At 70.2% G+C, this 12,596-nt stretch carries 14 protein-coding genes; 7 read left to right on the top strand and 7 right to left on the bottom strand.

Going from position 1 to position 12,596, the window contains the following annotated elements; genetic code table 11:
* Window positions 1–4 precede the first annotated feature (4 nt).
* From ACTOWY_RS32620 to ACTOWY_RS32610, 3 genes are all read right to left on the bottom strand, one after another.
* Window positions 5–724 (bottom strand): hypothetical protein, encoded by a 720-nt coding sequence (locus ACTOWY_RS32620; RefSeq protein WP_441313435.1) that lies wholly within the window; start codon window positions 722–724, stop codon window positions 5–7.
* Between the two features lie 90 nt (window positions 725–814).
* A complete protein-coding gene (locus tag ACTOWY_RS32615; protein ID WP_441313434.1) occupies window positions 815–1,156 on the bottom strand; it encodes a hypothetical protein in 342 nt (113 codons plus the stop codon).
* Window positions 1,157–1,282: 126 nt separating this feature from the next.
* Complete coding sequence (locus tag ACTOWY_RS32610; RefSeq protein ID WP_441313433.1) at window positions 1,283–1,939, bottom strand: hypothetical protein; 657 nt, start codon at window positions 1,937–1,939, stop codon at window positions 1,283–1,285.
* Between the two features lie 117 nt (window positions 1,940–2,056).
* Here ACTOWY_RS32610 and ACTOWY_RS32605 point away from each other — a divergent pair, with 117 nt between their 5' ends.
* The gene (locus ACTOWY_RS32605; RefSeq protein WP_185000133.1) at window positions 2,057–2,578 is read left to right on the top strand and encodes a hypothetical protein; all 522 of its coding nucleotides are present in this window, start codon (window positions 2,057–2,059) and stop codon (window positions 2,576–2,578) included.
* Between the two features lie 54 nt (window positions 2,579–2,632).
* Here ACTOWY_RS32605 and trhA read toward each other — a convergent pair whose 3' ends face one another.
* Both trhA and ACTOWY_RS32595 read right to left on the bottom strand, forming a co-directional pair.
* Entirely contained in the window at window positions 2,633–3,313 is a 681-nt protein-coding gene (trhA, locus tag ACTOWY_RS32600) for a PAQR family membrane homeostasis protein TrhA (protein WP_441313432.1), read from the bottom strand.
* Between the two features lie 62 nt (window positions 3,314–3,375).
* Window positions 3,376–3,792, bottom strand: a complete 417-nt coding sequence (locus tag ACTOWY_RS32595; RefSeq protein WP_441313431.1) for a CoA-binding protein — start codon at window positions 3,790–3,792, stop codon at window positions 3,376–3,378.
* 40 nt (window positions 3,793–3,832) lie between these two features.
* Between ACTOWY_RS32595 and ACTOWY_RS32590 the strand changes: the two genes are divergently transcribed.
* The 6 genes from ACTOWY_RS32590 (at window position 3,833) to ACTOWY_RS32565 (ending at window position 10,171) form a co-directional block, all read left to right on the top strand.
* Window positions 3,833–4,612 carry an isoprenyl transferase gene (locus ACTOWY_RS32590; protein ID WP_308300957.1) on the top strand — a complete coding sequence of 260 codons (780 nt, stop codon included), beginning with the start codon at window positions 3,833–3,835 and terminating at the stop codon, window positions 4,610–4,612.
* A gap of 29 nt (window positions 4,613–4,641) precedes the next feature.
* Entirely contained in the window at window positions 4,642–5,877 is a 1,236-nt protein-coding gene (locus ACTOWY_RS32585) for a DUF885 domain-containing protein (RefSeq protein WP_441313430.1), read from the top strand.
* Window positions 5,878–5,884: 7 nt separating this feature from the next.
* Window positions 5,885–6,772, top strand: coding sequence for a PfkB family carbohydrate kinase (locus tag ACTOWY_RS32580; RefSeq protein WP_441313429.1), 888 nt, complete (start codon window positions 5,885–5,887; stop codon window positions 6,770–6,772).
* Between the two features lie 397 nt (window positions 6,773–7,169).
* Window positions 7,170–8,453, top strand: coding sequence for a PhoH family protein (locus tag ACTOWY_RS32575; protein ID WP_247756261.1), 1,284 nt, complete (start codon window positions 7,170–7,172; stop codon window positions 8,451–8,453).
* A 145-nt stretch (window positions 8,454–8,598) separates the two neighbouring features.
* Window positions 8,599–8,784, top strand: a complete 186-nt coding sequence (locus tag ACTOWY_RS32570) for a hypothetical protein (RefSeq protein WP_441313428.1) — start codon at window positions 8,599–8,601, stop codon at window positions 8,782–8,784.
* 157 nt (window positions 8,785–8,941) lie between these two features.
* Window positions 8,942–10,171, top strand: a complete 1,230-nt coding sequence (locus ACTOWY_RS32565) for a cytochrome P450 (RefSeq protein WP_441313427.1) — start codon at window positions 8,942–8,944, stop codon at window positions 10,169–10,171.
* 48 nt (window positions 10,172–10,219) lie between these two features.
* Here ACTOWY_RS32565 and ACTOWY_RS32560 read toward each other — a convergent pair whose 3' ends face one another.
* Window positions 10,220–11,659, bottom strand: coding sequence for a GuaB1 family IMP dehydrogenase-related protein (locus ACTOWY_RS32560; RefSeq protein ID WP_441313426.1), 1,440 nt, complete (start codon window positions 11,657–11,659; stop codon window positions 10,220–10,222).
* A gap of 46 nt (window positions 11,660–11,705) precedes the next feature.
* The gene (locus ACTOWY_RS32555) at window positions 11,706–12,545 is read right to left on the bottom strand and encodes an NAD(P)H-binding protein (RefSeq protein WP_441313425.1); all 840 of its coding nucleotides are present in this window, start codon (window positions 12,543–12,545) and stop codon (window positions 11,706–11,708) included.
* Window positions 12,546–12,596 lie beyond the last annotated feature (51 nt).

Genomic DNA, 12,596 nt, shown 5'->3' with positions numbered 1-12,596 from the left:
CCGGCTACTCGCCGATCACCGGGGGCGCGACCGTCAGATCCGTGCTGAACGGATCGTCCGGATCCGCCGCGAGGTGCCGCAGGTAGTGCTGTTCCGGCTCCTCCCACCGCGGTGGCGGAGCAGGTGCGGGGGCAGGCGGAGGCGGGGGTGCGACCGGCCGCGATCCCCGTGGCCCGAAGCTGCCCGGCAGTGGAATCGGTTCGGTCTCCGCCTCGGCCGCGCGCACCACCCGGGGTACGGGCGGCAGCGGGGCCGGGCGCGTCCGGACCACCGTGGGCCGGGTGGGCAAGCCGAACAGCACCGCCCGCTCGTACCCGCCGAGCACGTCCCGCGCCCGGTCGGTGACCTGCCGGACCTGCAGCTCCGCCCCGTGCAGGTCCGGGGTGTGCAGCCAGGCCGCACCGGTGGTGTCCAGGAACCCGGTGCTGTGCGCGGGTGGCGGCGGCAGCTGGGTGGGCACGCTGTTCCGAACCAGATCGAACTCGGTGGCCACGGTGGACAGCAGCTCCCGCGCCGCGGCGGCCTGGGCGTGCGCGTCGACCAGCAGCGCGCTGGTGGTCGAGGCGAGGTCGGTGGCCACCGCCGCGCCGCGGTCGGTGTTGTGCCGGGTGAACTCGGCGAAGGCCCGGTCGTAGTCGCCGCGCAGTTCGTCCAGCTCGGCCCAGATCCGGTGCCAGTGATCCGCGGTCAGGTACAGCGGAGCAGATCCAGTGCCGGTGTGCACGTCAGCGCAGATTCGCGCGATCGGCGCTTCCGGCCACCAGATGATTCCCTCATTCCAGGTAGTCAAGATTTCCCGCCCCCCGTGCTCGGCTTAGTTGTCGCCGGGTAAACCCTGAACGTGCGAATTGTCACGCTCGACGATCCGGTAGTCGGTTGCCATGGCCGTGGCGGCGCTGAGTTGCCGTCGTAGTTCGATGATCGCCTGGTCCATCTCGGCCAGGAAGGAGTCCGGCCCGCGATCGACCAGATCCCGGTATCTGGCCATGGCCAGGGCGCTGACCGGGTCTTTCGCTGGTGGCGCCAGCCCGGCTGCCTGCAGCCCCCTGCTGCGCAGCACCTCAAGGCGATCGAGCAACAGCCGCAGCCGCGCCGCCAGCCTGGCGGCGCTTTCCGGACTGATCCGCATGGTGGCCCCGGAATCGGGAGGTGCCATCCGGTGTCCTTTCTCGACGGTCGAGAGTAAGGACACTACGACACGCCCCCGGCAATCAGAACAACCCCATCGGGTTACCGGCCGGTCATCAAGTTGAATGACCAACAATTCCTTGATCGAATTGCCTCAGCGGGCCAGCATGCCCAGGTGGATGCGTTCGAACTCCATTACGTCCACCGCCGCCGGATCATCCAGCAGTGCCAGCACCGCCCCGCGCGGGGTCAGTCGCAGCCCGGCTGGCGGGTTGGGCAGCAGGTCGGCGCGCTCGGCGTTGAAGTAGGTCCACCAGCCCAGCCGGTGCGGCCACTGGCCGGGCGGCGGCACGTCGTCACCGAGCGGGTCGGGCAGCAGCGACCACACCTGTTCCAGCGACCACTCGTCCTCGACCCGCCCGAACAACCCGTCGAAGCGCTCACCCAGCTCCACCCACAACTCGGTCAGCCCGCGGTGCCGGAGCCGGTACCCATCCGCCTCGGGCCGGGGTTCGCGCCAGGTCCCGCCGGAAAGCGTCAGGCTCACCGAAGTACGGGTGGTGCGCAGGAAGACACAGTCCTCCTCGGCGTCCCACAGCGAGATGCCCCAGCGCGCCTCGGCCAGTCCGATGACGAGTTCCGCCCGACTGGCCTGCCGGAGTTCATCCTCCGGACCGTCCTCCGGGCTCAGCGGGTGGATCGTCGGCCAGAGCTGCCAACCGCCGTCGGCGAACAGCTCCAGCATCTGTTCGATCCGGGCAGGTGTCCACGGTTCGGCGTAGTGCATCTCCCAGTCCCAGTCCGACCCCATGCCTCCATCTTCGCTGTTCTCCACGGGCGAACGCGACCGCGAAACGAAGTACTCGCCACCGGCGTTGGAAAAGGTGTAAGCATGTAATCAGAGCAACGAGGACAAGAGGAGCAAGCCATGGGGCACCGATACGAGAGTGGCAAGGAAGCAGCGGGCTGGTTCGCAGGCAGGCTGCCGGACGGCTGGTTCACCAGCGCCCCGGAGGTCATCGTCGACCGCGAGGAGATCACTATCCTGGGCGAACTCCCGGCCCTGGACGGCGAGTACACCGACGACGCCGAACGGGCCGCGGCCGAGGCTGGCCGGATCGCCCGCTGGCGTGAGCAGACCCGCGAGGAACGCATCGACATCGCCCGCCAGGCCGAGCACCGTTACGGCCGCAAGGTCGCCTGGGCCGCCCGCCTCGGCGGCACCGAGGAACGCTTCACCCGCCTGTCCGTCCCGGTCATGACCCGCCTCCGCCAGCCGGAACGCCTGATCCTGGACACCCTGGTGGACGCGGGCGTCGCCCGCTCCCGCTCGGAGGCGCTGGCCTGGGCGGTGCGGCTGGTGGGCAAGCACGCGGACGAGTGGCTTGGCGAGTTGCGCGAGGCGATGACCAAGGTGGACGAGCTGCGCGCGAAGGGCCCGGGGCTGTAGCGAAGAGGTTGCCGGGGTGCGGGCAGGCGGCGGGTGCCCGCACCCCGGCTGGCATCAGGGGTAGAGCACCAGCCAGACCGCGATGTAGTGGCTCAGCGCGGCCAGCGCGGTGGCGGCGTGGAAGAACTCGTGGAAGCCGAAGACCTTCGGCCACGGGTTGGGCCTGCGGATGCCGTACATGATCCCGCCCACGGTGTAGAACAGGCCGCCGACCAGCAGCAGCACCAGGGCGGTCACCCCGCCGCGGGCGCCGAGTTCGGGCAGGACGAAGACCGCGACCCAGCCCAGGGCGATGTAGATCGGCACGCCCAGCCAGCGTGGGGCTTCCGGCCAGGCCAGTTTCAGGGTCACGCCTGCCAGCGCGCCGCCCCAGACCACGGCCAGGATCACGTTGCCCAGGCCCGGATCCATGGCCAGCAGGCAGAACGGGGTGTAGGTGCCCGCGATGAACAGGAAGATCATCGAGTGGTCCAGGCGGCGCATCCAGCGCAGCGCGCCCTCGGTCAGCCAGGTGCGGCGGTGGTAGAGCGCGCTGATGCCGAACAGGCCCAGGATGGTGACCGTGTAGATCGAGGTGGCCAGGGCGGCGCGGGCGGAGACCGTGCTGGCGGCCACGGCGATCAGGGTGGCGCCCGCGACCAGCGAGACGAAGAACGACCACTGGTGGATCCGGCCACGCATCAACGGCTTGTCGTACTGGGCCGGGGCAGTGGGTGGGAGGGTCGCGGCTGGCACCTGTCAAGGTTACGGCACCGTAGGTTACGCACCGGTTATGTTGTGGTCAGGTCCACACGCGCTCAGCCGGTCAGGTTCCGGTGGTCGACCATCAGGCAGCGGTTCACCACCACGTCCAGTCCGGCCGCCGCAGCCTTCGCGCAGGACGCTTCGTCCTCGATGCCCAGTTGCAGCCACAGCGCGCCCGCTTTCACCTCGATCGCCTGTTCGGCCACCGGCGCCACCACCTCGGAACGGCGGAAGACGTCCACGATGTCGATGTGCTCGGGCACCGCGGCCAGGTCCGGGTAGACCTGGAGACCGAACACCTCGCGCAGCGCCGGGTTCACCGGGAAGACCCGCAACCCCTGCCGGTGCAGGTAGTGCGCGATCTGGTGACTCGGCCGGTCCGGTCGCGCGCTGACGCCGACCACGGCCACGGTGCGGGCGGTGCGCACGAGTCGCGCGATCACCTCGGGGTCCTGCCACTGGGGGTGCACACGAACAGTGTGCCCGGGTGTCGGCGTACGCTGCGCGGACGTGGGTGTACGTCAGCGGGTCCGCGACCTTCTCGAAATCGGCTACGAATGGCGACTGCGCCGCGGCATGGTCGGGATGGAACATCCCCGGCACGTCGGGGTGATCCTGGACGGCAATCGCAGATGGGCCAAGGAAGCCGGGTTCGCCGACGTCAACGACGGGCACCGGATCGGCGCGATGAAGATCGAGCAGATGCTCGGCTGGTGCCGTGAGGTCGGCGTCGAGGTGGTCACCCTGTGGCTGCTCTCCACCGACAACCTGGATCGCCCGCCGGAGGAGCTGAACCCCCTGCTGGAGATCATCGCCGGCGTGGTGGACGAGCTGACCGAACCCGCCACCGGCCTGCGGGTGCGGATAGTGGGCGCGCTGGACCTGCTGCCCACCGAGACCGCGGCCCGGCTCTCCGCCGCTGCCCTGCGGACCAGGGACCGCAAGGGCATGGAGGTCAACGTCGCGGTCGGCTACGGCGGCCGCCGGGAGATCGCCGACGCGGTGCGCAAACTGTTGCTGCAGCACGCCGAGGCTGGCACCACCATCGAGGAACTGGCCGAGGTGCTCGACGTCGACCACATCGCCGAACACCTCTACACCTCCGGCCAGCCCGACCCGGACCTGCTCATCCGCACCTCCGGCGAACAGCGCCTCTCCGGCTTCCTGCTCTGGCAGTCCGCGCACTCGGAGTTCTGGTTCTGCGAGGCGTACTGGCCGGAGTTCCGCCGCATCGACTTCCTGCGCGCGCTGCGCGCCTACGCGGTGCGGCACCGGCGTTTCGGCTCGTAGTCCGGCCGCGCTGGCGTAGGGTCCGCGCGGTGGAGGGACACCAGCTCGTACGCGAGTACCTGTTGCTCGGCCTGCGCTTCGACCGCCTGGTCGACGGATTCGTGGACGCCTACACCGGTGATCCGCTGCTGCGCAGGCAGGTCGGCGCCGAACCCCGCCCGGACCCGGCCGCGCTGGCCGCCAGGGCGAGGGAACTGCGGGCCGAGCTGCCGGGCATCAACCTGGAGCCGGAACGCGTCGCCTTCCTGGACGCGCACCTGATCGCGCTGGAGTGCTCCGGCCGCAAGCTGGCCGGGGAAGCGGTCTCCTTCGTCGAGGAGGTCGAGTCCTACTTCCAGGTCCGCATCACCCCCGGCGATCAGGACGAGTACCGCGCCGCGCACGCCGAACTGTCCGCGCTGCTGCCCGGTGAGTCCTCGCTGGAAACCCGGCTGAACACCTTCCGCGGCCGGGACCTGGTCCCACCGGAGAAGCTGGAACCGGTGGTGCGCGCCCTCTCCAGCACGTTGCGGGACACCGTCCGCGGCACCTTCGGCCTGCCGGAGGAGGAGGTGGTCGAGTACGAGATCGTCACGGACAAACCCTGGAGCGGCTTCAACTACTACCTGGGCGGCTACCACTCCAAGGTCGCCATCAACGCCGACCTCGGCCACCGGATGGCCAACCTGCCGCACCTGGTCGCGCACGAGTCCTACCCCGGGCACCACACCGAGCACTGCCGCAAGGAATCCGGCCTGGTGGCCAAGCAGGGCCAGGCCGAGCAGACCATCTTCCTGGTCAACACCCCGCAATGCCTGATGGCCGAGGGGCTGGCCGATCTGGGCCTGCACGCGGTGATCGGCGCGGGCTGGGGACGCTGGACCCAGGAGATCGTCGGCGACCTGGGGCTGCGGATGGAGGGCGAGCAGCAGGAGCGGATGGAAGGCGCGCTCGGCAAACTGGCCAGCGTGCGCCAGGACGCCGCGCTGATGCTGCACGACCGCGGCGCGGACGTGGACGAGGTGGCCATGTTCCTGCGCCGCTGGCTGCTGTGCACCGACGCGCGGGCCCGGCAGATGATCCGGTTCCTGTCGGATCCGTTGTGGCGGGCCTACACCACGACCTATGTCGAGGGCTACCGGCTGCTGCGGACCTGGCTCAACGCGCGGCCCTCCGGCCAGACGGTGGCGCAGCGGTACCGGCGGCTGCTGGACGAGCCGCTGATCCCGGCGGGTATCCGCGCCGAGATCGCCGCGGACATCCCGGCCGTGCCGCGAGTCGGGTGAACCCGGGATGACCGGCCGCCTGCTCTGTGTCGGACTGGCCACCGTCGACCTGCTGCACCGCGTCCCGCGCTTCCCGGCCGCCAACGACAAGGTCACGGCACTTCGACAGGACATTGCCGCAGGTGGTCCGGCATGTAACGCCGCGGTTACCGCCGCGGTGGCTGGCTCGGCCGTCACTCTCCTGACCGCACTCGGAGATCACCCGTTGGCACGTCTCGTGCATCAGGAACTGGCTGGTTTCGGCATAACCGTGCGTGACTGCACGCCGGACCGGCGCGAGTCTCCGGCGGTCTCCGCGATCACCGTGCACGAGCGGACGGGGGACCGGAGCATCGTCTCCACCGACGCGGGCGGCGTCGACGCCCAGCCCCCCGCGGACCTGCCCGCGCTGCTCGACGACGCCGACGTCGTGCTCATCGACGGCCACCATCCGGCCCTGGCCGCGGCCGCCGTCCGGGGCAGCGCGCCGGTGGTCTTCGACGCGGGCCGCTACCGCCCGCAGCACGAGGAGCTGCTGACCGCCGCCACCGTGGTCATCTGCTCCGGCGACTACCGGCTACCAGGTCAGGACAGTCCCGAGGGCACCATCGCGGAACTCCGGCGGATCACCCGCACCGGCGCGATGACCCGCGGCGGCGAGCCGATCACGCACTGGGACCGCGAGCGCGGGACCGGCGAACTGGCCGTGCCGCGGGTACCGGTGCGGGACACGCTGGGTGCGGGAGACGCTTTCCATGGGGCGTTCGCAGCCTCGGTCGCGCACAGCGGCTGGGACCCGGCGGAGTTCGTCCGGCACCTGGACTTCGCGGCGGAGGTGGCGGCGATCCGGGTGCGGAACATCGGGCCGCGGGACTGGCTGGAACACGTACCGAGAGTGACGGAAAGCCGACAATAAGGACATCATCGCTGCTCGCGGTCGCGGTATGTGTGCAGTACGTAGCGTTGCGGTGACAATTAAACAAATCACCTGTGTGGCTTCATGCCGATTGTCAGTGCCCGCAGGTAGCTTGCCATTGACGGGTCGACCCGATCGACTCGTCCAGGGAGGCCCTGGTCGTGACGTTGACGCGCACGCGGGGGCCGGCACCCGGCTCTCGTGGCCGTGTGTTCCCGGCGCCGAAGCCATCGGCGTAGGAACACCGACCCGCAGGGTAGTGCCTGGCCCACCGAGCACCGAACGCGGGTGCCGCGTTCGTGAGGGAGTTGCCGTGAGCGCACGACGGTCCCCAGCACAGTCCTCGACCCGTTCCGCCCGCAGCGGTGCCCGCCGTGCGACAGCCTCGAAGGGCTGTTTGTACGTGCTGGACACCTCGGTGCTGCTGTCCGACCCCTGGGCGATCACCCGGTTCGCGGAGCACCAGGTGGTGCTGCCGCTCGTGGTGATCAGCGAGCTGGAGGGGAAACGACACCACCCGGAGCTGGGCTGGTTCGCTCGCGAGGCACTGCGCTTGCTCGATGACCTCCGCGTCCTGCACGGGCGGTTGGACTCGCCCGTTCCGATCGGCGAGGACGGTGGCACCCTCCATGTGGAGCTGAACCACTCGGATCCGGATGTTCTGCCCTCCGGCTTCCGCACCGATTCCAACGACGCCCGGATCCTCGCCTGCGCGTTGAACCTGGCGGCGGAGAACAACCAGGTCACCCTGGTCACCAAGGACATGCCGCTGCGGGTCAAGGCCAGTGCGGTGGGTCTGGCGGCCGATGAGTACCGGGCCCAGGACGTCACCCCGTCCGGCTGGACCGGGACGGCGGACCTGGAGGTCGGCGCGCACATCGTGGACACGCTCTACAAGGAGAGCGTGGTCGACCTGGACGAGGCAAGGGATCTGCCCTGCCACACCGGGTTGCGACTGCTGGCGGGCACCGCGAGCGCGCTGGCCAGGGTGACCCCGGACAAGCGGGTGCGCCTGGTCCGCGGCGACCGGGAGGCCTTCGGGCTGCACGGGCGCTCGGCCGAGCAGCGGATCGCGCTCGACCTGTTGCTGGACCCCGAGGTCGGCATCGTCTCGCTCGGCGGGCGAGCGGGCACCGGCAAGTCCGCGCTGGCGCTGTGCGCCGGTCTGGAAGCCGTGATGGAGCGGCGGCTGCACCGCAAGGTGGTGGTCTTCCGGCCGGTCTACGCCGTCGGCGGGCAGGAACTCGGGTACCTGCCGGGCAGCGAGAACGAGAAGATGATGCCCTGGGCCCAGGCCGTGTTCGACACCCTGGGCGCGATGGTCAGCAAGGACGTCATCGACGAGGTGCTCGACCGCGGCATGCTCGAAGTGCTGCCGCTGACCCACATCCGCGGCCGGTCGCTGCACGATTCGTTCGTGATCGTGGACGAGGCGCAGTCGCTGGAGCGCAACGTGCTGCTCACCGTGCTCTCGCGGCTGGGCACCGGCTCCAGGGTGGTGCTGACCCACGATGTGGCCCAGCGGGACAACCTGCGGGTCGGCAGGCACGACGGCATCGCCGCGGTGATCGAGAAGCTGAAGGGGCATCCGCTGTTCGCGCATGTCACCCTCACCCGCTCGGAGCGTTCCCCGATCGCGGCCCTGGTCACCGAGATGCTGGAGGGCGACTACCTGAGCTGATCGTCGCGCCCCTGCTCAGTCGATCGGCCGATCGGCTGAGCAGGGTGGCCGATCGGCCGGGTGCACAGTGGCCGTAGTGCCGATCCGCCGGTCCCCGGTCCTGGGCGAAGCTGAACGCACAACACAGCGAGCCCGAGGAGAACCGATGATCGAGATGGTGCTGACCTGGACCGGAGCCGTGCTGAGCGTGCTCGTGGTGCTGCTCATGCTGCTCCCGGTCGTCGTCTCCGGCACGGGCCGGACGGTCAAGCTCGCCAAGCCGGCTCGGGGGCCGGAAGAGCACACCGGGGTGCAGCCCGTGGTTCGCGCCGCGGGTCCGGTCGCCGTCTGAGGGTAAGAACCAACTACGAGCTGCTCGGGGCAGCTCGCCACCCACGGGCCCCATGCCTCCTTCGGGGGGAGGCATGGGGTCCGTTTTCGCGCTGACCGGAGTTTGTTCGCCGGAATGGGTTGACCTTGACGCAGCGTCAGGGTTGGAGCCTGGTCGCATGACGCGCCACCCCGCTCCCACCACGCCGGGCCTGCCCACCGAACGCGACGCCGGTCCCTTCACCCCGCCCAGCCACCGCACCCGGCTCCGGGAAACCCGTCCGGTCAGCCCGCTGGTCTTCCCCGACGGCCACCAGGGCTGGATCGTCACCGGCTACGACGCGGTCCGCCAGGTCATGGCCGACACCAGGTTCAGCTCCCGGCTGGACCTCGGCGTGATCCACGAACCGTTCGAGATCCCCGGCATGCCGGTGGCCACCGAACCCTCCCCGCAGGTGCCGGGCGTGTTCGTGGCCATGGACCCGCCGGATCACACCCGGCTGCGCCGCAGGCTCACCGGCGCCTTCACCGTCCGGCGGATGAAGCAGCTGGAGGACCACATCGGCGAGATCGTGGAGCGCCAGCTCGATCACCTGGCCGGGCTGACCCCGCCGGTGGACCTGGTCGCCGAGTTCGCGCTGCCGGTGCCCTCGCTGGTGATCTGCGAACTGCTCGGCGTGCCCTACACCGACCGGGACACCTTCCAGGTCAACTCGAACCGGTTCATGGACATGAGCCTGCCGTTCGAGGAGAAGATCGCCGCGTATATGGCGCTGACCGGTTATCTCGCCGAACTGGTCACCAGCAAGCGGGCCGCTCCCGGTGAGGACATCCTCTCCGACCTGGCCTGCCAGGAAGACCTCACGATCGAGGAACTGACCGGCATCGCCTTCCTGCTGTTGCTGGCCGGGCACGAGACCACCGCGAACATGCTGGCGCTGGGCACCTTCGCGCTGCTGGAGCACCCTGATCAGCTGGCCGAACTGCACGCCGACCCGGCGCTGCTGCCCGAGGCCGTCGAGGAACTGCTGCGCTATCTGTCCATCGCGGACATCTTCTTCCGCTACGCCACCGAGGACCTCGAACTCGGCGGCGAGACCATCCCGCGGGGCTCCACCGTGCTGGTCTCCCTGCTGGCCGCCAACCACGATCCCCAGCGATTCGAGAACCCCGGCGCGCTGGACATCCACCGCAAGGCCCGCGGGCACCAGGCCTTCGGCCACGGCATCCACCAGTGCCTCGGCCAGCAGCTGGCCCGGATCGAGATGCGCGCCGGGTTCGCCGGGCTGCTGCGCCGGTTCCCGACCCTGGAGCTGGCCATCCCGGCCGGCGAGGTGAAGCTGCGGACCAACATGCGGATCTACGGCGTGCACGAGCTGCCGGTCACCTGGACCGGGACGGCCGAGTAGTCCCGCGGTGTGGTCGGCGCGACCTCGCGCCGACCACACCGGGTCCGGCTACCAGCCAGTCGGCAGCGGCCTGCCCTCGGCGAAGCCAGCCGCGGACTGCACGCCCAGCAGCGCCCGCTGGTGGAACTCGGTCACCGTGGTCGCACCGGCGTAGGTGCAGGAGGAGCGCACCCCGGCGCAGATCGCGTCCAGCAGGTCCTCCACGCCCGGCCGGGCCGGGTCCAGCCGCATCCGCGAGCTGGAGATGCCCTCCTCGAACAGTCCCTTGCGGGCCCGGTCGAAGGCCGAGTCGGTGCGGGTGCGCGCGCTGACCGCGCGCTTGGAGGCCATGCCGAAGGACTCCTTGTACAGCCTGCCCTGCTCGTCGTGGTGCAGGTCGCCCGGCGACTCGTAGGTGCCCGCGAACCAGGAGCCGATCATCACCGAGGCGGCGCCCGCGGCCAGTGCGAGCGCGACGTCGCGGGGGTGCCGGACGCCGCCGTCGGCCCACACGTGCTTGCCGTACTTGCGGGCCTCCTCGGCGCATTCGGCCACCGCGGAGAACTGCGGGCGGCCCACCCCGGTCATCATCCGGGTGGTGCACATCGCGCCGGGGCCGACGCCGACCTTGACGATGTCCGCACCGGCCTCGATCAGGTCCCGCGTGCCCTCGGCGGTGACCACGTTGCCCGCCACCAGCGGCACCGCCGGGTCCAGCGCGCGCACCGCCTTCAAAGCGGTGAGCATCTTGTCCTGGTGGCCGTGCGCGGTGTCCACGACCAGCGTGTCCACCCCGGCGGCCAGCAGTTCAGCGGCCTTGGCGGCCACATCGCCGTTGACCCCGATGGCCGCGGCCACCCGCAGCCTGCCCAGCTCGTCCAGCGCCGGGCGGTAGATGTCCGCGCGCAGGGCGCCGACCTCGGTCAGCACCCCGGCCAGCCTGCCCTCGCCGTCCACGGCCAGGGCCACCTTGGCCGGACGGCCGTGCAGCCGCTCGAAGACCTCACGCGGCTGCGCGGTCAGCGGCAGCACCAGCAGGTCCTCGTTGAGCACGTCCTCGACCCTGGCGAAGCGGTCCACCCCGGTGCAGGCGGCCTCGTCCACCACACCCAGCGGCACGCCCTGGGCGTCGACCACCACGACCGCGCCGTGCGCCCGCTTGTGCAGCAGGTTCAGCGCGTCGGCCACCGCCGCGCCGGCCGCCACCACCAGCGGGGTGTCCCACACCGGGTGCCTGCCCTTGACCCAGGAGACGATCTCGGCGACCGCCTCCGGGGCCACGTCCTGGGGCAGCACGGTGATGCCGCCGCGCCGGGCGATGGTCTCGGCCATCCGGCGGCCTGCCACCGCGGTCATGTTGGCCACCACGATCGGGATCGTGGCACCCGTTCCGTCCACAGTGGACAGGTCGACGTCGAACCTGGAGGTGATGCCGGAGCGGCGGGGCACCAGGAAGACGTCGTCGTAGGTCAGGTCATATCCGGGGCTGACCCCGTCCAGGAAGCGCACGAGAGTCCAGGATACGGATTCGCGCGCGACCTGGACGGGGATCAGCTCACTGGAACCAGTCGGCGTGGTCCCGCACCCACTCGCGGTAGGTCAGCGCCGGGCGGCCCAGCACCCGCTCGGTGACGTCACTGACCTCGTCCGCCCGCTGGGTGGCCTCGGCCCGGTAGCCCTCGATCATGGTGATGACGTCCTCCGGCCAGCCCTGCGCCAGGAAGAAGGCCACCGCCTCCGCCGGGGTCTGCTCGACGAACTTCAGCTCCCGGCCGAGCACCTCGCCGATGATCTGCACCAGCTCGACCCTGCTGAGCTGTTCCGGGCCGGTCAGGCTGTACCTGGCATAAAGGTGGCTGTCCTCCAGCAATGCCGCGATACCGACGTCCGCGATATCCCGTTCATGAATGGGCACCATCCTGGCCTGCGGATAGGCACCATAGGCCAGGCCGTTCAACTTGATGCTCTCGGCCCATTCGCCGGTGTTCCCGGCGAACATTCCCGGCCGCAGGTGCGTCCATTCCAGACCGGTGTCCTCCACCGCCTGTTCCACGTGCAGGTGCTCGTCGCCCGCCTCCTTGTTGGTGCGCAGCCGCTGCACCGTGGAGGAGGAGGACAGGGTGACGATCCGGCGCACTCCGGCCTTGCGCACCGCCTCCAGGAAATATTCCAGGCGCTCGAAGTGCGGGAAGAGGTAGAGCTTCTCCACGCCTTCCAGTGCAGGCAGGAAGGTGTCCGGGTCGGTGATGTCGGCCTGGACCACCTCGGCCGCCGCGGGCAGCCCGGCCGTCTGCGGGTCCCTGGTGGTGGCCCGGACCTGCTGCCCCTTGGCCAGCAGGCCGTCCACCACGTGCCTGCCGACCGAGCCGGTCGCGCCGGTCACCAGAATTGTCATGAGTCCTCCAGTGCTTTCGATTCCCTCGGCCGCCGACCGTAGAGGAAAAAG

This window comes from Crossiella sp. CA198 (assembly GCF_052078295.1).
GTDB lineage: Bacteria > Actinomycetota > Actinomycetes > Mycobacteriales > Pseudonocardiaceae > Crossiella.
The sequence above is the reverse complement of the archived record's forward strand: the minus strand, read 5'-3'. Positions and strand labels throughout refer to the sequence as shown.

What these genes read in the sequence shown, in the direction of transcription:
- ACTOWY_RS32615 (WP_441313434.1), bottom strand. Translation starts at nt 1,156, where the DNA reads ATGGCACCTCCCGATTCCGGGGCCACCATGCGGATCAGTCCGGAAAGC.
- ACTOWY_RS32565 (WP_441313427.1), top strand. Translation starts at nt 8,942, where the DNA reads ATGACGCGCCACCCCGCTCCCACCACGCCGGGCCTGCCCACCGAACGC.
- ACTOWY_RS32610 (WP_441313433.1), bottom strand. Translation starts at nt 1,939, where the DNA reads ATGGGGTCGGACTGGGACTGGGAGATGCACTACGCCGAACCGTGGACA.
- ACTOWY_RS32580 (WP_441313429.1), top strand. Translation starts at nt 5,885, where the DNA reads ATGACCGGCCGCCTGCTCTGTGTCGGACTGGCCACCGTCGACCTGCTG.
- ACTOWY_RS32605 (WP_185000133.1), top strand. Translation starts at nt 2,057, where the DNA reads ATGGGGCACCGATACGAGAGTGGCAAGGAAGCAGCGGGCTGGTTCGCA.
- ACTOWY_RS32570 (WP_441313428.1), top strand. Translation starts at nt 8,599, where the DNA reads ATGATCGAGATGGTGCTGACCTGGACCGGAGCCGTGCTGAGCGTGCTC.
- ACTOWY_RS32555 (WP_441313425.1), bottom strand. Translation starts at nt 12,545, where the DNA reads ATGACAATTCTGGTGACCGGCGCGACCGGCTCGGTCGGCAGGCACGTG.